22 protein-coding genes are annotated in these 22100 nt (G+C 57.8%); 14 read left to right on the top strand and 8 right to left on the bottom strand.

Annotated elements, in window-relative coordinates:
• Positions 1 to 172: 172 nt before the first annotated feature.
• The 6 genes from G5168_RS00205 to G5168_RS00180 all read right to left on the bottom strand — a co-directional run bounded on the left by G5168_RS00205 (position 173) and on the right by G5168_RS00180 (position 7012).
• Positions 173 to 394 (bottom strand): DUF2835 domain-containing protein, encoded by a 222-nt coding sequence (locus G5168_RS00205; RefSeq protein ID WP_033136823.1) that lies wholly within the window; start codon positions 392 to 394, stop codon positions 173 to 175.
• Positions 395 to 464: 70 nt separating this feature from the next.
• Positions 465 to 3089, bottom strand: coding sequence for an aminopeptidase N (gene pepN, locus G5168_RS00200; protein WP_421251657.1), 2625 nt, complete (start codon positions 3087 to 3089; stop codon positions 465 to 467).
• Between the two features lie 144 nt (positions 3090 to 3233).
• Complete coding sequence (prc, locus tag G5168_RS00195; RefSeq protein WP_005351922.1) at positions 3234 to 5249, bottom strand: carboxy terminal-processing peptidase; 2016 nt, start codon at positions 5247 to 5249, stop codon at positions 3234 to 3236.
• A gap of 8 nt (positions 5250 to 5257) precedes the next feature.
• Positions 5258 to 5896 (bottom strand): RNA chaperone ProQ, encoded by a 639-nt coding sequence (gene proQ, locus G5168_RS00190; protein WP_005351923.1) that lies wholly within the window; start codon positions 5894 to 5896, stop codon positions 5258 to 5260.
• A 102-nt stretch (positions 5897 to 5998) separates the two neighbouring features.
• Positions 5999 to 6457 (bottom strand): GAF domain-containing protein, encoded by a 459-nt coding sequence (locus tag G5168_RS00185; protein WP_216978778.1) that lies wholly within the window; start codon positions 6455 to 6457, stop codon positions 5999 to 6001.
• A 93-nt stretch (positions 6458 to 6550) separates the two neighbouring features.
• Entirely contained in the window at positions 6551 to 7012 is a 462-nt protein-coding gene (locus G5168_RS00180; protein ID WP_040065751.1) for a hypothetical protein, read from the bottom strand.
• A gap of 281 nt (positions 7013 to 7293) precedes the next feature.
• On the opposite strand from G5168_RS00180, the gene ccoN reads away from it, so the two are divergent.
• The 11 genes from ccoN to ttcA all read left to right on the top strand — a co-directional run bounded on the left by ccoN (position 7294) and on the right by ttcA (position 17537).
• Positions 7294 to 8718, top strand: a complete 1425-nt coding sequence (ccoN, locus tag G5168_RS00175; RefSeq protein ID WP_005336616.1) for a cytochrome-c oxidase, cbb3-type subunit I — start codon at positions 7294 to 7296, stop codon at positions 8716 to 8718.
• A gap of 16 nt (positions 8719 to 8734) precedes the next feature.
• The gene (gene ccoO / locus G5168_RS00170) at positions 8735 to 9349 is read left to right on the top strand and encodes a cytochrome-c oxidase, cbb3-type subunit II (RefSeq protein ID WP_021230095.1); all 615 of its coding nucleotides are present in this window, start codon (positions 8735 to 8737) and stop codon (positions 9347 to 9349) included.
• 10 nt (positions 9350 to 9359) lie between these two features.
• Positions 9360 to 9539, top strand: a complete 180-nt coding sequence (locus G5168_RS00165; RefSeq protein ID WP_005336620.1) for a CcoQ/FixQ family Cbb3-type cytochrome c oxidase assembly chaperone — start codon at positions 9360 to 9362, stop codon at positions 9537 to 9539.
• Positions 9539 to 10522, top strand: coding sequence for a cytochrome-c oxidase, cbb3-type subunit III (gene ccoP / locus G5168_RS00160; protein WP_421221769.1), 984 nt, complete (start codon positions 9539 to 9541; stop codon positions 10520 to 10522). Before G5168_RS00165 ends, ccoP begins: the two co-directional genes overlap by 1 nt.
• A 140-nt stretch (positions 10523 to 10662) precedes the next feature.
• Positions 10663 to 11163, top strand: a complete 501-nt coding sequence (locus tag G5168_RS00155; RefSeq protein ID WP_421251656.1) for a FixH family protein — start codon at positions 10663 to 10665, stop codon at positions 11161 to 11163.
• A gap of 86 nt (positions 11164 to 11249) precedes the next feature.
• Entirely contained in the window at positions 11250 to 13634 is a 2385-nt protein-coding gene (locus G5168_RS00150; RefSeq protein WP_421251655.1) for a heavy metal translocating P-type ATPase, read from the top strand.
• A 138-nt stretch (positions 13635 to 13772) separates the two neighbouring features.
• Positions 13773 to 13961 carry a cbb3-type cytochrome oxidase assembly protein CcoS gene (ccoS, locus tag G5168_RS00145; protein ID WP_151286011.1) on the top strand — a complete coding sequence of 63 codons (189 nt, stop codon included), beginning with the start codon at positions 13773 to 13775 and terminating at the stop codon, positions 13959 to 13961.
• The gene (locus tag G5168_RS00140; RefSeq protein WP_058057692.1) at positions 13945 to 14631 is read left to right on the top strand and encodes a sulfite exporter TauE/SafE family protein; all 687 of its coding nucleotides are present in this window, start codon (positions 13945 to 13947) and stop codon (positions 14629 to 14631) included. The genes ccoS and G5168_RS00140 overlap by 17 nt, the downstream gene beginning before the upstream one ends.
• A 68-nt stretch (positions 14632 to 14699) precedes the next feature.
• Positions 14700 to 15455, top strand: a complete 756-nt coding sequence (locus tag G5168_RS00135) for an FNR family transcription factor (protein ID WP_005336632.1) — start codon at positions 14700 to 14702, stop codon at positions 15453 to 15455.
• Positions 15456 to 15606: 151 nt separating this feature from the next.
• Positions 15607 to 16554 (top strand): universal stress protein UspE, encoded by a 948-nt coding sequence (gene uspE, locus G5168_RS00130; RefSeq protein WP_005345417.1) that lies wholly within the window; start codon positions 15607 to 15609, stop codon positions 16552 to 16554.
• 74 nt (positions 16555 to 16628) lie between these two features.
• A complete protein-coding gene (ttcA, locus tag G5168_RS00125) occupies positions 16629 to 17537 on the top strand; it encodes a tRNA 2-thiocytidine(32) synthetase TtcA (protein WP_421172914.1) in 909 nt (302 codons plus the stop codon).
• A gap of 103 nt (positions 17538 to 17640) precedes the next feature.
• On the opposite strand, the gene G5168_RS00120 is transcribed toward ttcA, so the two are convergent.
• Both G5168_RS00120 and G5168_RS00115 read right to left on the bottom strand, forming a co-directional pair.
• Positions 17641 to 18327 (bottom strand): DUF2987 domain-containing protein, encoded by a 687-nt coding sequence (locus G5168_RS00120; RefSeq protein WP_421251654.1) that lies wholly within the window; start codon positions 18325 to 18327, stop codon positions 17641 to 17643.
• Between the two features lie 16 nt (positions 18328 to 18343).
• Positions 18344 to 19081, bottom strand: coding sequence for a hypothetical protein (locus tag G5168_RS00115; protein ID WP_421251789.1), 738 nt, complete (start codon positions 19079 to 19081; stop codon positions 18344 to 18346).
• A gap of 201 nt (positions 19082 to 19282) precedes the next feature.
• On the opposite strand from G5168_RS00115, the gene potA reads away from it, so the two are divergent.
• Genes potA through potC form a run of 3 tightly spaced genes read left to right on the top strand, consistent with a single transcriptional unit; the run spans position 19283 to position 22027 of the window.
• Positions 19283 to 20386, top strand: coding sequence for a spermidine/putrescine ABC transporter ATP-binding protein PotA (gene potA, locus G5168_RS00110; RefSeq protein ID WP_421251653.1), 1104 nt, complete (start codon positions 19283 to 19285; stop codon positions 20384 to 20386).
• Positions 20373 to 21260, top strand: a complete 888-nt coding sequence (gene potB / locus G5168_RS00105; protein ID WP_042083135.1) for a spermidine/putrescine ABC transporter permease PotB — start codon at positions 20373 to 20375, stop codon at positions 21258 to 21260. The genes potA and potB overlap by 14 nt, the downstream gene beginning before the upstream one ends.
• Entirely contained in the window at positions 21257 to 22027 is a 771-nt protein-coding gene (potC, locus tag G5168_RS00100; protein ID WP_005336644.1) for a spermidine/putrescine ABC transporter permease PotC, read from the top strand. The genes potB and potC overlap by 4 nt, the downstream gene beginning before the upstream one ends.
• Positions 22028 to 22100: the final 73 nt, after the last annotated feature.

The following is a 22100-nucleotide window of genomic DNA, read 5'->3' as shown; positions in this document are numbered from 1 at the left end:
GGCGAGGAAAGGTGCTAACGAGATGTTAAAAACAAGGTGCAGATCACGGCTTAAACTGTGAGAAATTTTGCAAATAACCAAAAATACAGAAATTCCCACTACCTTTGTGCCAGTTTACCGGATAGATAGTGACATAAAGCAGATAAACAGTCGGTAATCTGTTCTATTTTTGTTAATTTATGCGTTCGAGACTGATAAAGCGGTAATCGTCCTGGGTTTTCAGCCGAAAATAGCCATGCACACCATTAATGGCGACAAAGGGCCGTATTTTTTCTATGCCAAGCTCCAGGGTCAATCCCTGTTCGCTGCGCACCACCAGCCGTCTGGCATGGCCCTGATACATCAGCATCACCTCGTCACTGCTCAATGAGAGCCGAAAAGTAAACTGCTTCACGCTTGCTCCTGATCACACGACAAATCACACAATGGGGGCAGGCGCATTCACGCCCCTGCCCCGTCGACGCTTACTGCTGCAGCGCCTTGCTGACCTTCTCGAACAGATCCCGTGCCAGCCCCTCAAGGTTGGCAAGACGGGTCAGCTCGGCGCGGATCAGGGCCTTGCGCGCCTCATCCAGTCGCTTGAACTGGATAAGCGGCGTGATGAGGCGGGAGGCCACCTGCGGATTGACCTCGTTGAGCTCGATCAGCAGATCGGTCAGGAAACGGTAACCGCTGCCATCCACCGCATGGAACTGCACCTGATTGCTCATGGCGAAGCTGCCGATCAGCGCCCGCAGCCGGTTCGGGTTGCGAATACTGAAAGTGGGGTGATTCATCGCCTGTTTCACTTCGCTGAGTACATCGGCAGCCGGTTTGCTGCCAATCAGCCGCAGCCAGTTGTCCAGCACCAGTCCATCCTTGGCCCACTTGCCTTCAAAATCGGCCAAAAGCGCAGCGCGACATGGCAACAGATAGCCGTTGGCCACCTGCAACGCCGCCAGGGTGTCGGTCATGTTGTCGGCAGTTGCATACTGCTCGCGCACCAGCGCATCGGCATGCTCCGCATCCAGTGCCGCCAGATAGCCGAGCACTACCCCTTTGAGGGCCCGTTTGGCCATGTCGGCATGCACCACCTGATAACCATTCAGACGCAGACTCTGATAGGTTGCCGCCAAGCGCGCGCCAAAGGCCTCGGCAAGACGGGTATGGATCGCGTCGCGCACCTGATGGATGGCATCGATATCGGCCACCTCGAACAGCTCGGCCAGGGTCGCCTCACCGGGCAGCGCCAGGATCTCCGCCTTGAGGGCCAAATCCAGTTCACTGTCGTCCAGAATGGCGACGAAGGCGGCCAGCAGGGTTTGGGAGAGCTCAACCCCCTGCCCATGCTGGACCCGTACCACCCCATCGATGACCGCCTTGTTGATCAGCATCTGGGCCGCATCCCAGCGGGCAAACTCGTTGCGGGCAAAGCGCATCAGAAAGGCGAGCGCTTCGTCGCTGTAGTCATAGTGCAGCTTGACCGGCGCGGAAAAGTCCCGCAGCAGGGAGGGAACCGGCTTGACCGGCACCCGATCGAATACGAAGGTCTGCTCCGCTTCCAGCACATCGAGCACGTTGCCGATGGCCTTGCCCTGATACTGCAGCGCAATGACGGCACCCTGCTCGTCATAAAGCTCGATGTCGAGAGGGATATGCAGCAGCAGCTTTTGCGGTTGATCCTGAGTCGGCGGGGTGTGCTGGCTGACATGGAGGCGATAGATACCGCTGGCGGCATCGTACTCGTCGGTCACGGTCAGCTCGGGGGTGCCGGACTGGCTGTACCAGCGACGGAAACGACCGAGATCCACACCGGAAGCATCCTCCATCGCCTGCACGAAATCATCGCAGGTGGCGGCCGAGCCATCGTGACGCTCGAAGTAGAGGTGCATACCGGCCTGGAAGGCATCTTCCCCCAGCAGGGTGTGCATCATGCGGATCACTTCCGAGCCCTTATCATAGACGGTCAGGGTGTAGAAGTTGTTCATCTCGATCACCACATCCGGGCGGATCGGGTGTGCCATGGGGCCGGCATCTTCCGCAAACTGCGGGCCGCGGACGGTACGCACGTTGTTGATGCGGTTGACGCCACGGGAGCCCAGATCGGAGGAGAACTCTTGATCCCGGAATACCGTCAGCCCCTCTTTCAGGCTGAGCTGGAACCAGTCACGACAGGTGACGCGGTTGCCGGTCCAGTTGTGGAAATATTCGTGACCGATCACCCTCTCGATACCGTGGTAGTCGCTGTCGGTGGCGGTGGCCGGATTGGCCAGCACGAACTTGGAGTTGAAGATGTTGAGCCCCTTGTTCTCCATGGCGCCCATATTGAAGAAGTCCACCGCAACGATCATGTAGATGTCGAGATCATACTCGAGGCCGAAACGCTGCTCGTCCCAGCGCATGGAGTTGATGAGGCTCTCCATGGCAAAACCGGCGCGATCCAGGTTGCCCTTGTCGACGAAGATCTCGAGGGCCACCTTGCGGCCGCTCTTGGTGGTGTAGTGGCTGCGTTCCACATCGAAATCACCGGCCACCAGCGCAAACAGGTAGCTCGGTTTGGGGAAAGGATCCTGCCACTGCACGAAGTGACGGCCGCCATCCAGATCACCACTGTCGACCTTGTTGCCATTGGAGAGCAGGAAGGGGAACTGGGACTTGTCGGCGGTAATGCGGGTGCTGTAGCGCGCCAGAATGTCGGGGCGGTCCAGATAATAGGTGATGCGGCGAAAGCCCTCCGCTTCACACTGGGTACAGTAGGCATCGCCAGACTTGTAAAGCCCTTCCAGCGCGGTGTTGGCGGCCGGATCCAGCTGGGTGACAATGGTCAGCACACATTCGGCCGGCAGGTTGAACAGGGTCAGACTGCTCTCGCCTTGCTCGTAGTGGTCACAGGGAATGCCATCAATGGCAACGCTCTTGAGAGTCAGCTGCTCACCATCGAGGACGAGCGGCGCATTGTGCTCGCCGTTGCGACGAATGCGGGTGATGGCGGTGACCTGGGTCAGTGGCTCCTGCAGTTGGAAATCGAGGTCGATGGTGTCGATCCAGTAGAGCGGCGCCTGATAATCCTGGCGATATTTGGCCGTCATGGCCTGGGAGTGATCGGTCATTATTGTCTGCTTCCACGCTTGTTAAAGGCGAGAAAGAGGCTGTCACAACCAACTGGCGGGGTCAAACAATTTGCATTACGCCAGATAAGCCAGACAAAAAGAAAGGGCGACCGCAGTCGCCCTTGTGCATTGGAGGTCGCTTTGTCAGCTGCGTTTGCTGACCTTGGCCAGATCTGCCGTGATATTGGCCGCTTCGATGAGATACTCATCCGGCGCTTCAAAATCAGCGGGCAGCTCATCCAGACTCTTCACCGCCGGCTTGCCAAGACGTGCCAGACGCTCGTTGGTACGTTTGAGCGCTTTCTCATCCTGTTTCGCCTGCTCTGCAACACGCTCCGCCTCGTTGAGGGAGACCGACTTCTTGTCTTTCTCCTCCTTGTAGTCGGCGATGTCTTGCATCACATAGGCAAACTCGGGATCCTTGGCGATCCGGGCATCGTGCGCCGCCTGCAACTTGGGCAGTACGCTGGCGAAGTTGCCGAGTTTCTCGTAGTTGGCGGAGGCAATCTTGTCCCACGGCAACGCATTGAACTCACGGCTTTCGCCCGTCTCTTCCGGAGCAACCGGTGTCGGGAAGCTGATATCCGGCGCAACGCCCTTGTTCTGGGTGCTGCCACCGTCGATCCGGTAGAACTTGGCGATGGTGTACTGCACGTGACCCAGCGGCTGCTCGTAGAAGTCATAGACCTTGGCGAGACTGCGGTGCTGCTGCACCGTCCCCTTGCCGAACGAGTTTTCACCCAGAATCAACGCGCGGCCATAATCCTGCATGGCTGCAGCGAAGATCTCGGAGGCCGAGGCACTGTAACGGTCGATCATCACCGACATGGGGCCGCCGTAGTAGACGTTGCCATCGTCATCGCCATTGACCGTGATACGGCCCATATGATCACGAATTTGCACCACGGGACCGCTGGCAAAGAAGAGACCGCTCAGGGCGGAGGCTTCGGTCAGGGCGCCACCGCCATTACCGCGCAGATCGATGATCAGACCATCGATCTTCTTCTTGTTCAGGCTGGAGAGCTCCTTGATCACGTCGTCGTGCAGATTGACGTAGAAACTCGGGATCTCGATGACGCCAATTTTCTTGCCTTCGGCGTTAATCACCTTGGACTTGGCAGCCCGGTCTTCAAGGCGCACCTTGTCGCGAGTCAGCTCGATCTGCTCGGTCTTGGCGGTTGCACCCTTGCCGCGCTGGATCTCCAGCTTGACCTTGCTCCCCTTGGGCCCCTTGATGAGCTCGACCACGTCATCAAGACGCCAGCCGATCACATCGACAATCTTGCCATCTTCCTGCCCTACCCCGGTGATCTTGTCATCGGGTTTGAGGTGGTTGGATTTGGCTGCCGGGCCACCGGGCACCAGAGAACGGATGACGGTAAAGTCATCTTCCGCCTGCAACACTGCACCAATCCCCTCGAGCGAGAGGTTCATCTCGGTGTTGAAACGATCGGCACTGCGCGGTGAGAGGTAACTGGTGTGCGGTTCGATGGCGCGAGCGAAGGAGTTCATGAAGAGCTGGAAGACATCTTCGCTCTCGGTCTGGGACATCCGCTTGATGGCGTTGTTGTAACGCTTGCCAAGCAGCTCCTTGATCTCGGGCCACTCCTTGCCGCTGAGCTTGAGACTCAGGGCATCGAACTTGACCCGCTGACGCCACAGCTCGTTGAGCTCTGCTTCATCTTTGGGCCAAGCCGCCCCTTCCCGATCAAACACATAGTTGTCGGTCTGGGTAAAATCGAAAGGAGTATCAAGCAGTTTGAGGGCGTATTCGAACCGCTCATAACGCCGCTGCTGACTCAGGTTGAACATCTCGTAGGCGGGAGCCAGACGGCCTCTTTCGAGGTCGGTGTCAAAACCGTTACGGTACTTTTCAAAACGGCTGATATCAGAGGCCAAAAACAGGTTGCGGCTGTAGTCCAGATTCTCCAGATATTTATCGAAAATCACGGAGGAAAAGGCATCGTCCAGCTTGAACTGTTTGTAGTGCGAGCGGGTAAACAGATTGGTAATTCGCTTGCTGGCCGTAGCATGTTGGCTCTCTTGAGCCAACACAGGCAAATCACTCTCCTTGAGCACCGGCTCGATGGCCTGTGCAAGCCCGGCAAGCGCCAGGCTACAGGCAACGAGGGAAAAACGAATTACGCCATGCTTCAACATTTGTCTCCTTAGAGAACCAAGTGCTCTGATTTGACCCGCACCATCATGCCGGTCTGCAGTTGGACCTGTACATCGTCCTTGGTTACTTCCTTGATGGTTGCCGGAACCGGGAATTTACCCATAACGACGCGCACATCCTGGCCCACTTTCAGCGTAGCGGCATCCACTTTAACCAGCGGAGCGTCAGCGACCGGTGCCTTGGCGGCAGCTTTCGGCTTGGCAGCTACATCAGCTTTCTCGGTTTTGCGCACAGCAGGACGACGGGGCTTCTTGGCCTTCTCATCCTTCTCTTTGGTATTGGTACGACGGCTGGCGAATACGCGCTCTTTGCTCTCTTTCAGAGCTTGCTTGGCGTGTTCGATGTGCTCTTCGGTCAGCAGCTCGCCCGGGTTGCCATCCAGATCAACGCGAGCCTGGCCAGCTTTGAGACCGTGCAGGTAGCGCCAGCTGGAGGTGTATTGACGCAGTGCGGAACGCAGCATGGTCTTGGAGACTCTGGCATCGTCAGCAAGACGCTCGGCCAAATCCTGGAAGATGCCAATCTTGAGCGGCTTGGCCTCTCCTTCAGCAACGAAGCAGGCCGGGAATTTCTCGACCAGGTAGGCAACGATCTCTTTACTGTTCTTCAGCTTCTCAGTGTTTTCCATGTATAACCTTGGCTTTCATATAAACGCACGGGCACGTCCCGAGCACAACAAAGGCCCCATTATAGAGAGCTTGGGGCCTTTTGCGAACCATCTAGCAATGACTTAGAGCATGCTTTCCAAAATTTGCACCGTTTCTTCGAGGCCAATCCGGTCTTCCTGGTTGAAACGGTTAAAAATCGGACTATCGATATCGAGTACCCCGATGATCTCGCCACCACGGCGCACCGGGATCACGATTTCCGAGTTGCTCGCGCCATCGCAAGCGATGTGACCATCGAACTGGTGGACATCGTCAATGAGCTGGGTTCTCCCCTCTGCCACTGCCGTACCACACACCCCGCGGCCGACCGGGATCCGCACGCAGGCCGGTTTGCCCTGAAATGGCCCCAATACCAGGGTCTCGCCCTGCAACAGATAAAAACCGACCCAGTTGATCTCCGCCAGCTCCTGATTCAGCAGTGCGGAGAGGTTGGCCAGATTGGCAATCAGATCGGTTTCCCCCTCCAGCAGCGCCTTGGCCTGCTGGTTGAGGGTGCGATAAAATGGTTGTTTTTCAATCATGATTAAATGAACTTCACTCCCTGATGGTTTGGGGAAGGTAACGCCTGGCCGGGAAATTTCAAATATTTTTTCCACTCCCCGCTCCTTGCGCCGTTATTCCCGGGCAACGGAAAGCGCCAATTGCTGGCGTTGACCATTACTCCACTCGATATTTAACAACCAGATCATGACGGGTGATGTACAACTCCCCACCTGGGTTACCCCCTGCCACTGTCCGTCTATTTGTTCAAAGTTCACCGGAATGGTGCCCATAAACATATCTTTGCCTTCGAGTGTCGCTTTCACCGGTTTGATGGCCGGATCGCCGCCGCTAATAGCGATGACAAAGTCATGTTCAGCGCGCAGCGGTAATTCCTTGATGGCGACCGTCAGCGACTTGTCACCAATCAGCGCGCTGCAAGGGGTGTGGGAAAGATCACAAATCTGATCTTTTGTCTGGTCAGCAGAGACGCTGTTATCGACCGAAAACCAGGTGCGATAGGCCATCAGCGCCAATAACAGCGCCAATACCAGTACGAGGTGCAAAACTTTACGTGCGGTAAGTCTCTCTTTCATCAAAAACAGCCCGATTAAGATGCAATTAAAATAGTTTTTTGTGATCTCGAACAAGGTAAAAAACTGCCATATCGAGACCGGACGGAGCCAAATATATCACTGTTTATACTGTTATTTTACCTGTCACTTCAGTATCATTCCCATGCAGTTTTCATTTAGCCATCTTTTGCTTTTCCTTTCGTTAACAGATGTTAACAACTGGTCGGCGGTGGCTGATGAAGCCAGTCCGGTTCTCCGGATACAAAACCAAACAACAGCAGCATCGGAAGCGGAATATAACGATGAGCCATACAACTAACCATCCTGAGTACAACTACACCGTTGTTCGCCAGTTTACCGTCATGACGATTGTCTGGGGAATTGTCGGCATGTCGGTTGGCGTACTGATCGCAGCCCAGTTGATCTGGCCTGCCCTCAACTTCGAGACCCCGTGGCTGACTTACAGTCGTCTGCGGCCCCTCCATACCAACGCAGTGATCTTCGCCTTCGGCGTCAGTGCACTGATGGCCACCTCCTTCTACGTGGTGCAGCGCACCTGTCAAACCAGACTGTTTGGTGGCCCGCTGGCAACCTTCGTCTTCTGGGGCTGGCAAGCGATCATCCTCTCTGCCGCCATCTCTCTGCCGCTGGGTTACACCTCCGCCAAAGAGTATGCCGAGCTGGAGTGGCCGATTGATATCGCCATCACTGTGGTATGGGTCGCCTATGCCATCGTCTTCTTCGGCACCCTGATGAAACGCACCACCTCCCACATCTATGTGGCGAACTGGTTCTTCGGCGCCTTCATTATCACCGTTGCGGTGCTGCACATTGTCAACAACATGGAAGTGCCCCTCTCCGGCATGAAGTCCTACTCCATGTACTCCGGCGCCATGGACGCCATGGTGCAGTGGTGGTATGGCCACAACGCGGTAGGCTTCCTGCTGACCGCCGGCTTCCTGGGGATGATGTACTACTTCGTGCCCAAGCAGGCGGGTCGTCCGGTTTACTCCTATCGCCTCTCCATCGTCCACTTCTGGGCGCTGATCTCCCTCTATATCTGGGCCGGTCCGCACCACCTGCACTACACCGCACTGCCTGACTGGGCTCAGTCGCTGGGCATGGTGATGTCCCTGATCCTGTTCGTACCCTCCTGGGGCGGCATGATCAACGGCATCATGACCCTCTCCGGTGCCTGGCACAAACTGCGTTATGACCCCATCCTGCGCTTCCTGATCGTCTCCCTCTCTTTCTACGGCATGTCGACCTTCGAAGGCCCGATGATGGCGATCAAAACCGTCAACGCCCTCTCCCACTACACCGACTGGACCGTTGGTCACGTTCACTCCGGTGCGCTGGGCTGGGTTGCCATGGTCTCCATCGGTGCTGTCTATCACCTGATCCCGAACTTGTTCGGCCAGGGCAGGATGTACAGCGTCAAGCTGATCAACGTTCACTTCTGGCTGGCGACCGTGGGCACCGTGCTCTACATCGTTGCCATGTGGATTTCCGGCGTGATGCAGGGCCTGATGTGGCGTGCAGTCAACGAAGACGGCACCCTGACCTACAGCTTCGTTGAAGCGTTGCAGGCATCCTATCCCTTCTATTTCGTGCGCTTCCTGGGTGGCTGCTTCTTCGTCACCGGCATGTTGCTGATGGCTTACAACGCCTATCGCACCATCACTGCGCCCAAAGGTTCTCTGGAACCTGTCGCCCAGCCAGCATGATTGAAGAGGTCAACCCATGAGCAACAATAACCGTCACGAAATATTTGAAAAAAGCGTTCCCATGCTGGTGGTCGGCATCATCTTCGCCATCAGTCTGGGGGGCCTGGTTGAAATCACTCCGCTGTTCTTCCAAAAGCAAACCACCGAGCCGGTGGAGGGCCTCAAGCCCTACACCGCTCTGCAGATGGAAGGACGCGACATCTTCATTCGCGAAGGCTGCACCAACTGCCACAGCCAGATGATCCGTCCGTTCCGTGCCGAAACCGAGCGTTACGGTCACTACTCGGTCGCCGGTGAGAGCGTCTGGGAGCACCCCTTCCTGTGGGGCTCCAAGCGTACTGGTCCGGACTTGGCCCGTGTCGGTGGCCGCTACTCCGACGAGTGGCACAAGGTTCACCTGATCAACCCGCGCGATGTGGTACCGGAATCCAACATGCCCGCCTACCCCTGGCTTGATACCAATGTGCTGACTGGCGAGATGACCGGCAAAAAACTGGCGCTGTTCCGCGATCACTTCGGTGTGCCCTATACCGACGCCGATATTCAGGGTGCTGGCGAAGCCGTCAAGGGCAAAACCGAGCTGGATGCGCTGGTGGCCTATCTGCAATCACTGGGTCATGCCCTGAAATAAGGAGGCGAAAATGGACTACGGCACATTTCGCGGTCTGTATACCCTACTGTTGATGGCCATCATGATTGGCATCATCGTCTGGGCCTACAGCAAACGCCGCAAGACCTCTTTCGACGAGGCTGCCAATCTGGTTTTTGCCGATGATGAGCAACCCGGTGCTGATAAAAAGAACGCAGGAGCGAAACAATAATGAGCACTCTGTTTAGCATTTTTGTGACTGTCATCAGTCTGGGAACCATCCTCGGCTGCTTCTTGCTGCTGATGTGGTGCCGCAAGGACAAGATGGGTGTTGAAGAAGGCAAATCGATGGGTCACTCCTTCGATGGCATCGAGGAGATCAACAACCCGCTGCCGAAGTGGTGGACTTACATGTTCCTCTTCTTCATCGTCACCGGTCTGGTCTATCTGGTCGCCTTCCCGGGGCTTGGCAACTTCAAAGGCCTGTTGGGCTGGCAAAGTTCCAACCAGAACGTGCGCTCGTTGGCCGAATCCAAGGCTGCAACCGAATCGGCCAAGGCTGAAGGTCGCGCGGTGGAGTATGACCGCGAGGTCGCCAAGGCTGACGAGATCTACGGCGCCAAGTTCCGTGAACTCACCTACGAAGCGGATGGCAAAACCTATCGTGCCATTACCGAGATCGCCAAGGATCCGGAAGCCCTCAAAGTGGGGCAGCGTCTGTTCCTGCAGAACTGCTCCCAGTGCCACGGCTCCGATGCCCGTGGTGGCCGCGGCTTCCCGAACCTGACCGACAGCGAATGGCAATGGGGCGGCCAGCCTGATCAAATCAAGACCACCATCATGGGCGGTCGCCAGGGGATCATGGCTGCCTGGGGTGAAATCCTCGGCAAAGATGGCGTTCAGGAAGTGGCCTCCTATGTGCTTAGCCTCTCCGGTCGCAAGGTCGACCTGGTGGAAGCGAAGAAAGGTGAAGCACGCTTTGCCATCTGCGCTGCCTGCCACGGGGCCGATGCCAAGGGCGGTGTTGCCGTCGGTGCGCCAGATCTGACCAACAACACCTGGCTCTACGGTGGCTCCCGCGAAGTGGTGGTGCAAACCATCACCCACGGTCGTCACGGCGTGATGCCAGCCTGGAAAGATATTCTGGGTGAGGACAAGGTTCACCTGCTGGCCTCCTACGTTTACAGCCTGTCTCATCAACAGTCTGCCAAATAAGGTTCGCCCGTAACGTTGTAACATGTGATAAACACGTGATTACACAGCAAAAAGCCTCGACTCCTCGAGGCTTTTTGTTATCTTGTGTTGCGTAAAAACCATCTTCCACGTTAATCATTCGTTTCATGGCAGTAGCAATCATGACCCAACATCTATCCAAACCGTGGTATCGCCAATTCTGGCCCTGGTTTATCATCGCCCTCCCCACTGCCGCCGTGGTCGGCAGTATCGCCACCGCCATCATCGCCAGCAAGGATGGGGTCAATCTGGTGGCCGAGGACTATTACAAACAAGGGAAAGAGATCAATCAGGACTTGAGCAAGTTTGACCGCTCCGAAGCACTCAATATCCGCTTTGGGCTGGAGGTTGACGGCAACGAGCTGACCCTCAAACCCATCAGCGGTGACATTCCTGCCGGGCAAGCTCTCTATCTCTCATTGTTCCATCCGACCTTGGCCGGTCAGGACAGCGAACACATGATCACCGCCGATGCGAGCGGCACCTATCGCCTCCATTTCGACAAGCCGCTGGTCGGCAAGTGGCACATTCGGGTCGATGCCTTTGATCATGAGTGGCGATTGCAAGAGACCGTCCAGCTGCCCACCCTGGCCCCTGTCGAACTCGACCCGAAAGGACGCTAAGCCATGACCGGCTGTTCTCACTGTGGCGAGCCGGTGCTCGTCAGCGCTCCTGCTGCTTGCATTCTGCATTCAGGGAGGCATAACGCATGACCCCCTGTTTTCACTGTGGCGAGCCGGTACCCGCCAATAGTGGCTATTCCCTCGAGATAAAGGGGATTGTTCGCCCCATGTGCTGCCCCGGTTGTCAGGCGGTGGCAGAAACCATCATGGAGTGCGGCCTCGCCAGTTACTACGATCACCGCACCGCTCCCGGCACCAAGGGCGATCTGGTGCCCGAGGAGCTGGCCGCCCTCACCCACTACGATCTGGCAGAAGTACAACAGGATTTTGTCACCGACAGCGGTACCCTTCGCGAAATCCAGCTGACAGTTGAAGGGCTCACCTGCGCTGCCTGTGCCTGGCTGATCGAACGCCACCTGATGACCCTTGGCGGCCTGCGCTACATCAACGTCAACACCACCACCCACCGGGCCCGCATCAGGTGGGATCCGGACCAGCTCTCCCTGAGTGACATTCTCAAGGGGTTCGCCCAAATCGGCTATCGTGCCTACCCGTTCCAGACCCATCAACAGGAGGCGCTCTACGCCAAAGAGGTGCGCAGCTATATGTTCCGGCTGGCACTGGCAGGGCTTGGCTCAATGCAGGTGATGATGTGCGCCGTGGCCCTCTACATGGACCTCTTCATCAGTGTTGAAGATGAGTTCATGGTCTACTTCAAGTGGATAAGCCTGCTGCTCTCCACCCCCATCATGATCTACTCGGCCCAGCCCTTTTATGTGGGTGCCTGGCGCAGTCTGAAACAGGGTCACCTGTCGATGGATGTGTCGGTGTCGCTGGCGCTGATCGGGGCTTTTATCGCCTCCATGTGGGCCACTGTGTTCAATACCGGTGAGGTCTATTACGACTCCATCACCATGTTCGTCTTCTTTCTGCTGCTGGGGCGCTTTCTCGAGTTGCGGGCCCGGCGCAAGGCGTCGGAATCGAGCTCCAACCTGGCGCGACTGGTGCCCATCATGGCGACCCGCATCGATGATGAAGGGGAGCATGAGGTAGCGGCCAAGACCTTGCAGGTCGGCGATCGGGTACGGGTGCTGGCTGGCGCCACCTTGCCGGCGGACGGCATCATTGTCGAAGGACAAGCCAGCCTCAACGAATCCATGCTGACCGGTGAACAGCTGCCCCTGCTCAAACAGCCAGGCGATCAGGTCTATGCCGGCACCATCAACACGGATGCCCCGCTGCAGATCCGGGTCAGCCACCGCATCGAAGAGTCGCGGATCGCCCAGATCATGCGGCTGCAGGATCATGCCCTCGACGACAAACCGGCCATCGCCCAGATGGCGGATCAGCTGTCGCGCCACTTTATTCTGGTGCTGCTGATCATTGCCGCCGCCGTCTGGACCTTCTGGCACTTCCATCAACCGGATCAGGCATTCTGGATCGCGCTGGCCGTGCTGGTTGCCACCTGCCCCTGTGCCCTGTCGCTGGCGACTCCGACGGCACTGACCTCGGCCACCGCCAATCTGACCCGCAACGGCATTCTGCTACGCCGCGGTCATGTACTGGATGTGCTGACCAAGGCCAACCGGATCGTGATGGACAAGACCGGTACCCTGACCACAGGTGAGATCAGCCTGACCGGTACCACCACTTTGGCAGAGATGGACGAGACGCAATGCCTCGCCATCGCCCGGGCCATGGAGGCGCAATCCGAACACCCCATTGCCCGCGCCTTCCGGCTGCCCGCCGACAGTATCAGTGTGCTGCCATCCGCCCGCGAGATCACCCCGGTCATCGGTCACGGCATCACAGCGCTGGTGACTGGCGTACGCTACCGCATCGGCAGTGCCCGCTGGCTTGGGCTGGATCCGGCGCAAGAACGCGGCCGCGGTCTGGCTATCTATCTGGCCGACGAGCAGCAGGTCTTGGCCCGCTTCAATCTGGAAGATACCCTGCGCCCCGATGCCAGGGCGCTGATCGCGGCATTCAAGGCAGCAGGTCTGCAAACTACCGTGCTGACTGGCGACAGCTCTTTGCAGGCAGACGAGATTGCCCGCGAGCTGGGCGTGGATGAGCTGATCAAGGGGGTCTCACCCGATGGCAAGCTGGACTACCTCAAGGCCCGGGAAGCCCAAGGGGATATCAGCATCATGGTGGGCGATGGCATCAACGACGCGCCGGTACTGGCTGGCGCTCACGCCTCGTTTGCCATGGCTGGTGGCACCGATCTGGCGAAAAACAGCGCCGATGCCATCCTGCTGGCCGATGACCTGAGCCGACTGCTCGAGGCCAGAGTGCTGGCAATGCGTACCCGCAAGATCATCATCGAGAACTTCGCCTGGTCCATCGGTTACAACCTGCTGGTGTTGCCGCTGGCGGCCTGCGGCTGGCTGCCCCCCTATCTGGCGGCGGCGGGCATGTCGCTCAGTTCACTCATCGTGGTAACCAACTCCATGCGCCTCAACCGATGAGGCTGGTGGCGGAAAATAGCTGAAAATGTGGCCTGCCTCCGATGCAGGCCACATTTCTCACTGATAGCGGCTGGCCCCCTGCCCGAACAGGGTTACCATAGGGGACGCTTGCCAAGGATGAACGCCAAGGTACCTCTCATGAATATAATTTTTGTCCTGATCCCCATCGCCATACTGTTTGTGATCATCGCCGGGGTCGTCTTCTTCTGGGCCATTCGCTCCGAGCAGTTTGAAGATCTCGACCGGCAGGGTTCCAACATCCTGTTTGACGAAGAGCAACCTGCCCACAAACCCGCAAAGCCTGCTGACCATGACTCACAACCTTGATCTGGCCGGCGCCCTGCTGGTCGGACTGGCAGGCTCTGCACACTGTATCGGCATGTGCGGTGGCGTCTCCGCCGCGCTCTCCATGGCGATCCCCGCCAACAAGCAGCATTTTTGGGGACGACTCGCCTATCTGCTCAACTACAACCTCGGTCGGATCCTGAGCTATGTCATCGCAGGTGCACTGGTGGGTGGCCTGCTCGCCACCACCAGCGAGCTGGGCGCTGGCAAACACGCTATTGCCGGCTTGCGCCTGGTAGCGGCGTTATTGATGATTGCGCTTGGCCTTTATCTGGCGGGCTGGTGGCAAGGGATCTTGCTACTTGAGCGGCTCGGCGCAAGACTTTGGCCCCGTATCAAACCGCTGGCGGGCAAATTTCTCCCCTTCACCTCGCCTTTGCAGGCACTGCCCTTTGGCATGGTGTGGGGTTGGCTGCCTTGCGGGCTGGTCTACTCCATGCTGACCTGGAGCGCGGCGGCCGGTTCGGCCAGTGGCGGTGCGCTCATCATGCTCTTTTTTGGTCTCGGCACCCTGCCCACCCTGTTTGCGTTGGGCGGGCTTGCCGATCGCCTGAGATACTGGCTCACCCTGCGCAGTTTGCGCCTTGGCGGTGCCCTGCTGCTCATTTTGTTCGGGGTGCATACCTTCTGGATTGGCATTGCTTCCTTTTGAAACCCTATCCAAAACGGATGAGTTGATGGTAAACTTGTTTGATATAAATCAATTATTCGTATGAGCCTATGATCCCGGAAAAGAAACCTGGCAGACGTATCCAGAGCGGTGGCTGTGCAATTCATTGCCAGGATTGCAGCATCAGTCAGCTCTGTATTCCCTTCACTCTGAACGACAACGAGCTTGATCAGCTGGACAGCATCATCGAGCGCAAGAAGCCGATCCAGAAGGGTGAAGAGCTGTTCAAGGCTGGCGATGAGTTCAAATCACTCTATGCCATCCGTTCCGGGACCATCAAGTCTTATACCATCACCGAGCAAGGGGATGAGCAGATCACCGCGTTCCACCTCGCTGGCGATCTGGTCGGTTTTGATGCCATCCACAAACAAGCACACCCCTCCTTCGCCCAGGCGCTGGAAACCGCCATGGTGTGCGAGATCCCCTTTGAAGTGCTGGATGATCTCTCCGGCAAGATGCCCAAGCTGCGCCAGCAGATCATGCGTCTGATGAGCAACGAAATCATGGGCGATCAGGAGATGATCCTGTTGCTCTCCAAGAAGAATGCCGAAGAGCGCCTCGCCGCCTTCCTGCACAATCTGTCGGTACGCTTCTCCGAACGCGGCTTCTCCGCCAAGGAGTTCCGTCTATCCATGACCCGTGGTGACATTGGCAACTATCTGGGGCTGACCGTTGAGACCATCAGTCGTCTGCTCGGCCGTTTCCAGAAGTCCGGTCTCATCAGCGTTAAAGGCAAATACATTACCGTACTGGATCAGGTCGCGCTGGGCATGATGGCCGGTGCAACTCGCCCGCCCTGCGGCTGATTTTTCCGCTTACCCTCTCACTTTTTTCCTGCTTTCCCTGCCGGATCCTTTCCTCTGGAATGTGATCCGGTACGTTCCCCATACCCTCCTCCTGCGCTAAGCTGTAATGGCTAAGATTCTGCTGTCATTGGACTTTTCCAAGGAGGAGAAGATGGTCAAATATCAGAATATTCTGGTGGTTATCAATCCAGAAGAGGAGCGCCAAATCGCCCTCGAACGGGCAGTCAAAGTCGCCGAGCTGGACGAAAACGCCCATCTGACCCTGCTGCTCACCATCTATGACTTCTCGTATGAAATGACCGCCATGCTCTCGGTGGACGAGCGGCAAGAGATGCGCGACGGCGTCATTTCACAGCGACGTGAGTGGCTGGACGAGATCCTGACCCCCTATCGGGCACAGGGGATCGAGTGCGAAGTGAAAGTGGTCTGGCACAATCGTCCCTTCGAGTGTGTCATTCAGGAGGTGCTGGAGCAGCGCCACGATCTGGTGGTCAAAGCCACTCACCATCACAGCTTCCTGCAAACCTTCATCTTTACCCCCACCGACTGGCACCTGCTGCGCAAATGCCCCTGTCCGGTGCTGCTGGTCAAAGAGGGTCACTGGCAACGGGGCGGCAACATCATCGCCGCCATCAACTGCTCAAGTGACGATCCGGATCAGAAACTGCTCAACGAACGGATCACCCAGGAGGGAAGCGACATCGCCGAGCTGCTGGGCTCCAATCTCTATCTGGTCAACACCTACCCGGGCACCCCGGTCAACGTGGCCATCGAGCTGCCAGAGTTTGATCCCAACGCCTACAACGAAGCTATCCGCAAGCACCACGAAAGCCTGCTGCTAAGCCATGCCGACAAGTTCGGTATCGGTCATCTCTGGACCCGGGTTGCAGAGGGGCTACCGGAAGAGGTGTTGCCGGATATGGCCGAAGAGCTCAAGGCGACCCTGATGATCATGGGCTGCGTCGGCCGTACCGGGCTTTCTGCAGCTTTGCTCGGCAATACCGCCGAACATGTGATTGACCGCCTCTCCTGCGACATCCTGATCCTCAAACCGGCGGACTACAGCTGCCCGGTCGACAGTCGTCGCAATCAATCATAAGGTGCCTGGCACCTTGCCCTCCCCCGGGACATGGCTATAATAACGCGCTTATTTGTGTCCCGGGTTTTACGAGCATGCTAGAAGAGCTGAACGCCAAAGAAAAATACAGTTTTAACAAACTGCAGAAGCGCCTGCGGCGCAACGTGGGTCAGGCCATTGCCGACTTCAACATGATTGAAGAGGGCGACAAGGTCATGGTCTGCCTCTCAGGCGGCAAGGACAGCTTCGGTATGCTCGACATACTGATGAGCCTCAAAGCCAGCGCCCCCATCCATTTCGATCTGGTTGCCGTCAACCTGGATCAGAAGCAGCCCGGTTTCCCCGAGCATGTGCTGCCCGAGTATCTGGATTCCCTCGGCATCGAGTACAAGATTGTTGAAGAGGATACCTACTCCATCGTCAAGGAGAAGGTACCGGAAGGCAAAACTACCTGCTCTCTTTGCTCACGGCTGCGCCGCGGTATTCTCTACCGCACCGCCCAAGAGCTGGGTTGCACCAAGATTGCCCTTGGCCACCACCGCGACGACATCCTCGAGACCCTGTTCCTCAACATGTTCTACGGTGGCAAGCTCAAGTCCATGCCGCCCAAGCTGGTGAGCGACGATGGCAAGAACGTGGTGATCCGCCCGCTGGCCTACTGCAAAGAGAAGGATCTGATCCGCTACGCCGACGTCAAAGCCTTCCCCATCATTCCGTGCAACCTGTGCGGCTCGCAGGAGAACCTGCAGCGTCAGGCCATCAAACAGATGATGCAGGATTGGGATCGCCGCTTCCCCGGTCGTATCGAAACCATGTTCACCGCCATTCAGGACGTGATCCCGAGCCACCTGCTCGACCACAAGCTGTTTGACTTCAAGAGCATCAACCGCGACTCCGGCATCATCGATGGCGGCGACAAGGCCTTTGATCCGCCCGATATGCCAAAGGCGCCGCTGCTGGATATCGACGAGATGGACATGCTGGATGTGATTGAAGTGCGCTAAGCCGCGCTCACATGGCAAACGCCACACAATAAAAAAGGAGCGATAATCGCTCCTTTTTTGCTTTCTTGACCTGCCTGTTACCAACGTGACAACACCATCGGCATCAGTCCTTGTGCAGCCAGGGGGTCAGTCGCAGCACGTCACCCTGCAGGCGCAGTTGCCCGGCAGCGAACGCGGCCAGTTGCTCATTGCTTAGCAGCAGGTGGCCTTCCTGCCAGGGCAGCGCTTCCTGACGGGCGCCATCAATCAGATAAGCAGTGCCGCTCTGCTGCACCAGGGTAATGCGTACCCCTTCCATCTTCGGCAGGAAGTGCTTGCCGACCATGCCCGCCATCTTGTCGAGCAGCGACTGCATCTGCTGCTGACGGGCCGCCAGCTCCGCCAGCGGCAGTTCGGGGCCATTTGGTGCGTCGGCCATCACCTGTACCGTCATATCGCAAGTGGCGTGCTCTTCTTTCAAGCCGACGGTCACGATCCCCTTGTCGAGGTTGAGATCCTCATCAAAAGGCAGGCGCAGTTCGCTATCGACCGTTACCTCGCCCGCCACTTTCTTGCTGTCGGTTGCAACCCGGGCAAAGGTGAGGCCGCAGCGCTGACCATTTTGCGGATCGGTCAGATAAAACCCCAGTCTGGCGTGACCAAACTCCCCTTTGGCAAAGGTCTTCATCTGGCTGTAGAAGGTGCTGTATTGCAGATCCAGCACCGGCTCAGCCAGCGCCAGCCCTGGCAGCAAGAGCGTGGCCAGCAGACTCTGGCGCAAAACCTTGGTCACTCCATATCGACGGGTCATTCAACGTCCTTTTGCATCATGCATTGAAATGGTTGGGGCCTTCTGTCACCTCGTTAACCTCTACCCCCACCCCGCAGAGATCCCGATAGAGGATCCCCTTGCAGTTGAAATAGAGCGGTGCCACCCAGATAAGCCCCAACCCCATGGGGATCAGAGCCAGGAAGAAGAGCGCGGTCATCACGCCGTGGAACAACACAATGCTGGGCCAGCCGCGCGCAAAGAGCTTGAGAGAGACCAGAATGGCCTGGGGCGGCGTCAGGCCGCGCTCCAGCACCAGAGGTACGGTAAAGAGCAGCCCCATGCCGATCAGGGCCGAGGGAATGAATGAGAGTACGGCGGGCAATCCCAGCTGATCGAATAGCGGGCCAAACAGGCTGGTGAGCAGACTGCCAAGCAGGCTCAACATGCCGAGGCGTACAAAGTGGCGGAAGAAGTCGAACACCTGGTTGGCACGGGCGCGCACCCCGACCGACTGCTGCAACCCCAGCATATCGAGGGAGCTGGTCATGGGGGCCATCACCACCGTCATCAGCAGGCTCAGCACCATGGCCACATTCATCTGGCTGTCATCCCCCAGATAGGGCAACAGCAGCACATTGCTGAGCAGGATCCAGATCGCCGTCACCCCGACAATCGCCAGCAGCAGGCCAAATCCGGTACGGCGGGTCTGTTGCCATCCCTCCTGGATGACCCCTTTCAGATCAAGGCGGTAGCCCTGGTTCAGAGACTGCTCAAGGGAGCCGCCAATACGCATTTTATTACTCAATTGACTATCCAATATCGAAAACGACCAAATCAGGTGGCACATTATAGCGATTTGGTCTGCTATTCGTAGCCGTTTTTCCTGCACACTTGCGGCTAATTCGGGCCAAAAAGCCTTTAATTTCATGTGTCGGCTGCATAGAATGCGGCCCTCTTTCAACACGATGGCCACTGGCTGGGGTGAGACTGGCGGATGATGAACAATCCACAGGTAATTGTCGCGCTGAACAAGATCAGCAAAAAATACGATGGCAAGGTGATCCTGAGTGACCTTGACCTTGAAATCTATGACGGTGAATTTCTTACCCTGCTGGGCCCCTCCGGCTGTGGCAAGACCACCCTGCTGCGCCTGCTGGCCGGGCTCGAATCGGTCGACGGCGGCACCATCCATCTGGCCGGTGACGAGATCACCCATATCCCCGCCGAACACAGGCACATCAACACCGTGTTCCAGAGCTATGCGCTCTTCCCTCATATGACGGTGTTTGAAAACGTCGCCTTTGGCCTCGAGATGCAGAAAGTACCGGCCAGCGAGATCCGCCAGCGGGTCGAGGAGACCCTCGCCATGGTGCAGCTCACCGAGCTGGCCAACCGACGCCCGGATCAGCTCTCCGGCGGCCAGCAGCAACGGGTCGCCATCGCCCGCGCCGTGGTCAACAAGCCCCGCTTGCTGCTGCTCGATGAATCCCTCTCGGCGCTCGACTACAAGCTGCGCAAGCAGATGCAGAGCGAGCTCAAGGCGCTGCAGCGTCGCCTTGGCATCACCTTTGTCTTCGTTACCCATGATCAGGAAGAGGCGCTCACCATGTCTGATCGCATCCTGGTGATGGAGGGCGGCAAGATCATCCAGCGCGGCACCCCGCGCGATATCTACGAATCGCCAGCCAACCTGTTCGTGGCCCGCTTTATCGGAGAGATCAATGTGATGGATGGCAAGCTGATCAATCAGCGCGATCCCGGTATCTGGCAGGCTGAGGTGGAGGGGCGCGAATGCCTGCTTCATACCACACTGCCGTTCCAACCAGACGACAAGGTGCTGGTGCTGCTGCGCCCGGAAGATCTGCGCATTCTCGATCAGGATGACGATCAGAACGGCGCGCTGCGGGGCAATATCCGCGAGCGCAACTACAAGGGGGCGACGCTGGATTCGGTGATCGAACTCGAAAGCGGCAAACAGCTGCTTATCTCCGAGTTCTTCGACGAGGATGACCCCGACTTTGACTACCGTCTGGGTCAGGAGGTGGCGATCCACTGGGTCGACAGCTGGGAGGTGGTGCTGCCCTATGAGCCTCACTAATCTGCGGGTACCGCACAGCTTTGCCCACAATGGCTTTCGCAACGGGGCCATCGCGCTGATCCTCGGCTGGCTGACGCTGTTTGTCTTCCTGCCCAACCTGATGATCATCGGCGTCAGCTTCCTGACCCGTGACGAGTCCGAGCTTATCGCGCCGCTCTTTACCCTGAGCAACTATGGCCGCCTGCTGGACCCCCTCTATTTCGAGGTGCTGCTCCACTCCCTCTGGCTGGCGTTGCTCGCCACCGCCATCTGCTTGCTGGTGGGCTACCCCTTTGCCTGGCTGCTGGCTCATCTGCCAGCGCGTATCCGCCCGCTGCTGCTGTTTCTGGTGGTGGTGCCGTTCTGGACCAACTCCCTGATCCGCACCTATGCGCTGAAAGTGCTGCTCGGCACCCGGGGGCTGATCAATGGCTGGCTGCTGGATCTGGGGCTTATCGAGCGACCTCTGCAGATGATGTATACCGAGGTGGCCGTCATCATCGGGCTGGTCTATGTGCTGCTCCCCTTTATGGTGCTGCCGCTCTACTCCAGCATCGAGAAGCTGGATGGCCGTTTGCTGGAGGCGGCGCGTGATCTTGGCGCCAACGGCTGGCAGCGGCTGGTGCGGATCATTCTGCCCCTCACCCTGCCCGGCATCATCGCCGGTTGTCTACTGGTGTTCCTGCCCGCCATGGGGATGTTCTATGTCTCCGACTTGCTGGGGGGCGCCAAGCACCTGCTGATCGGCAACCTGATCAAGACCCAGTTCCTCAACAGCCGTGACTGGCCCTTTGGTGCGGCCATCAGCGTGATGCTGACGGTGCTGATGGCGCTGTTGGTCTACTGCTACTGGCGGGCAGGCAAGCTATTGAGCAAGAAGGGGGAGCTGGCATGATGCGCGCACTGAAAGCTCTGTTCCTGCTGCTGGTGTTTGGCTATCTCTATGTGCCCATCGGGGTGCTGATCGCCAACTCCTTCAACCTGTCGAAATATGGCATCGACTGGCGCGGCTTTACCCTGGGCTGGTATGAAAAGCTGTTTGCCAGCGCCAGTCTGATGCAGGCGGCCCAGCACTCCCTGACCATCGCCGCCCTCACCGCCACCGCGGCCACCCTGATCGGCACCCTCACCGCCGTGGCGCTGTTTCGCTACCGTTTTCGCGGTAAGCAGTACGTGAGCGGCATGCTGTTCGTGGTGATGATGTCCCCCGATATCGTGATGGCCATTTCGCTCCTGACCCTGTTTGTGGTGACCGGCATTGCGCTGGGCTTCTGGTCGCTACTGATCGCCCACATTACCTTCTGCCTGCCGTTTGTGGTGATCACCGTCTACTCGCGGCTGTGCGGTTTTGATGTGCGGATGCTGGAAGCCGCGCGGGATCTGGGGGCTGGCGAGTGGATCATCCTGCGCCGCATCATACTGCCGCTGGCGCTGCCGGCGGTGATGGCGGGCTGGCTGCTCTCCTTTACCCTGTCGCTGGACGACGTGGTGGTGAGCTCCTTTGTTACCGGCCCTGCCTACGAGATCCTGCCGCTCAAGATCTACTCCATGGTCAAGGTGGGCGTCTCCCCCGAGGTCAACGCCCTGGCCACCCTGATGCTGGTCGCCTCCCTCGGGATGGTGCTGCTGGCGCAACTGTTACTGCGTAAACGGCAGGGTTGATCCTGCCCGTTTCGTCCCCGCCACCTTTGGCGAACTCTGTCACGGTGGGCCGCAAGGCCCCATAACCCCAAGG

The sequence above is a fragment of the Aeromonas sp. 600724 genome (genome assembly GCF_049175135.1).
Taxonomy (GTDB): Bacteria; Pseudomonadota; Gammaproteobacteria; order Enterobacterales; family Aeromonadaceae; genus Aeromonas; species Aeromonas veronii_A.
This window is presented reverse-complemented; position numbering and strand designations above follow the sequence as displayed.

Excerpts from the sequence above, each read along its gene's own strand:
- pepN (WP_421251657.1), bottom strand. The coding sequence starts at position 3,089 with ATGACCGATCACTCCCAGGCCATGACGGCCAAATATCGCCAGGATTAT.
- prc (WP_005351922.1), bottom strand. The coding sequence starts at position 5,249 with ATGTTGAAGCATGGCGTAATTCGTTTTTCCCTCGTTGCCTGTAGCCTG.
- proQ (WP_005351923.1), bottom strand. The coding sequence starts at position 5,896 with ATGGAAAACACTGAGAAGCTGAAGAACAGTAAAGAGATCGTTGCCTAC.
- G5168_RS00185 (WP_216978778.1), bottom strand. The coding sequence starts at position 6,457 with ATGATTGAAAAACAACCATTTTATCGCACCCTCAACCAGCAGGCCAAG.
- G5168_RS00180 (WP_040065751.1), bottom strand. The coding sequence starts at position 7,012 with ATGAAAGAGAGACTTACCGCACGTAAAGTTTTGCACCTCGTACTGGTA.
- ccoN (WP_005336616.1), top strand. The coding sequence starts at position 7,294 with ATGAGCCATACAACTAACCATCCTGAGTACAACTACACCGTTGTTCGC.
- ccoO (WP_021230095.1), top strand. The coding sequence starts at position 8,735 with ATGAGCAACAATAACCGTCACGAAATATTTGAAAAAAGCGTTCCCATG.
- G5168_RS00165 (WP_005336620.1), top strand. The coding sequence starts at position 9,360 with ATGGACTACGGCACATTTCGCGGTCTGTATACCCTACTGTTGATGGCC.
- ccoP (WP_421221769.1), top strand. The coding sequence starts at position 9,539 with ATGAGCACTCTGTTTAGCATTTTTGTGACTGTCATCAGTCTGGGAACC.
- G5168_RS00155 (WP_421251656.1), top strand. The coding sequence starts at position 10,663 with ATGACCCAACATCTATCCAAACCGTGGTATCGCCAATTCTGGCCCTGG.
- G5168_RS00150 (WP_421251655.1), top strand. The coding sequence starts at position 11,250 with ATGACCCCCTGTTTTCACTGTGGCGAGCCGGTACCCGCCAATAGTGGC.
- ccoS (WP_151286011.1), top strand. The coding sequence starts at position 13,773 with ATGAATATAATTTTTGTCCTGATCCCCATCGCCATACTGTTTGTGATC.
- G5168_RS00140 (WP_058057692.1), top strand. The coding sequence starts at position 13,945 with ATGACTCACAACCTTGATCTGGCCGGCGCCCTGCTGGTCGGACTGGCA.
- G5168_RS00135 (WP_005336632.1), top strand. The coding sequence starts at position 14,700 with ATGATCCCGGAAAAGAAACCTGGCAGACGTATCCAGAGCGGTGGCTGT.
- uspE (WP_005345417.1), top strand. The coding sequence starts at position 15,607 with ATGGTCAAATATCAGAATATTCTGGTGGTTATCAATCCAGAAGAGGAG.
- ttcA (WP_421172914.1), top strand. The coding sequence starts at position 16,629 with ATGCTAGAAGAGCTGAACGCCAAAGAAAAATACAGTTTTAACAAACTG.
- G5168_RS00120 (WP_421251654.1), bottom strand. The coding sequence starts at position 18,327 with ATGACCCGTCGATATGGAGTGACCAAGGTTTTGCGCCAGAGTCTGCTG.
- G5168_RS00115 (WP_421251789.1), bottom strand. The coding sequence starts at position 19,081 with ATGCGTATTGGCGGCTCCCTTGAGCAGTCTCTGAACCAGGGCTACCGC.
- potA (WP_421251653.1), top strand. The coding sequence starts at position 19,283 with ATGATGAACAATCCACAGGTAATTGTCGCGCTGAACAAGATCAGCAAA.
- potB (WP_042083135.1), top strand. The coding sequence starts at position 20,373 with ATGAGCCTCACTAATCTGCGGGTACCGCACAGCTTTGCCCACAATGGC.
- potC (WP_005336644.1), top strand. The coding sequence starts at position 21,257 with ATGATGCGCGCACTGAAAGCTCTGTTCCTGCTGCTGGTGTTTGGCTAT.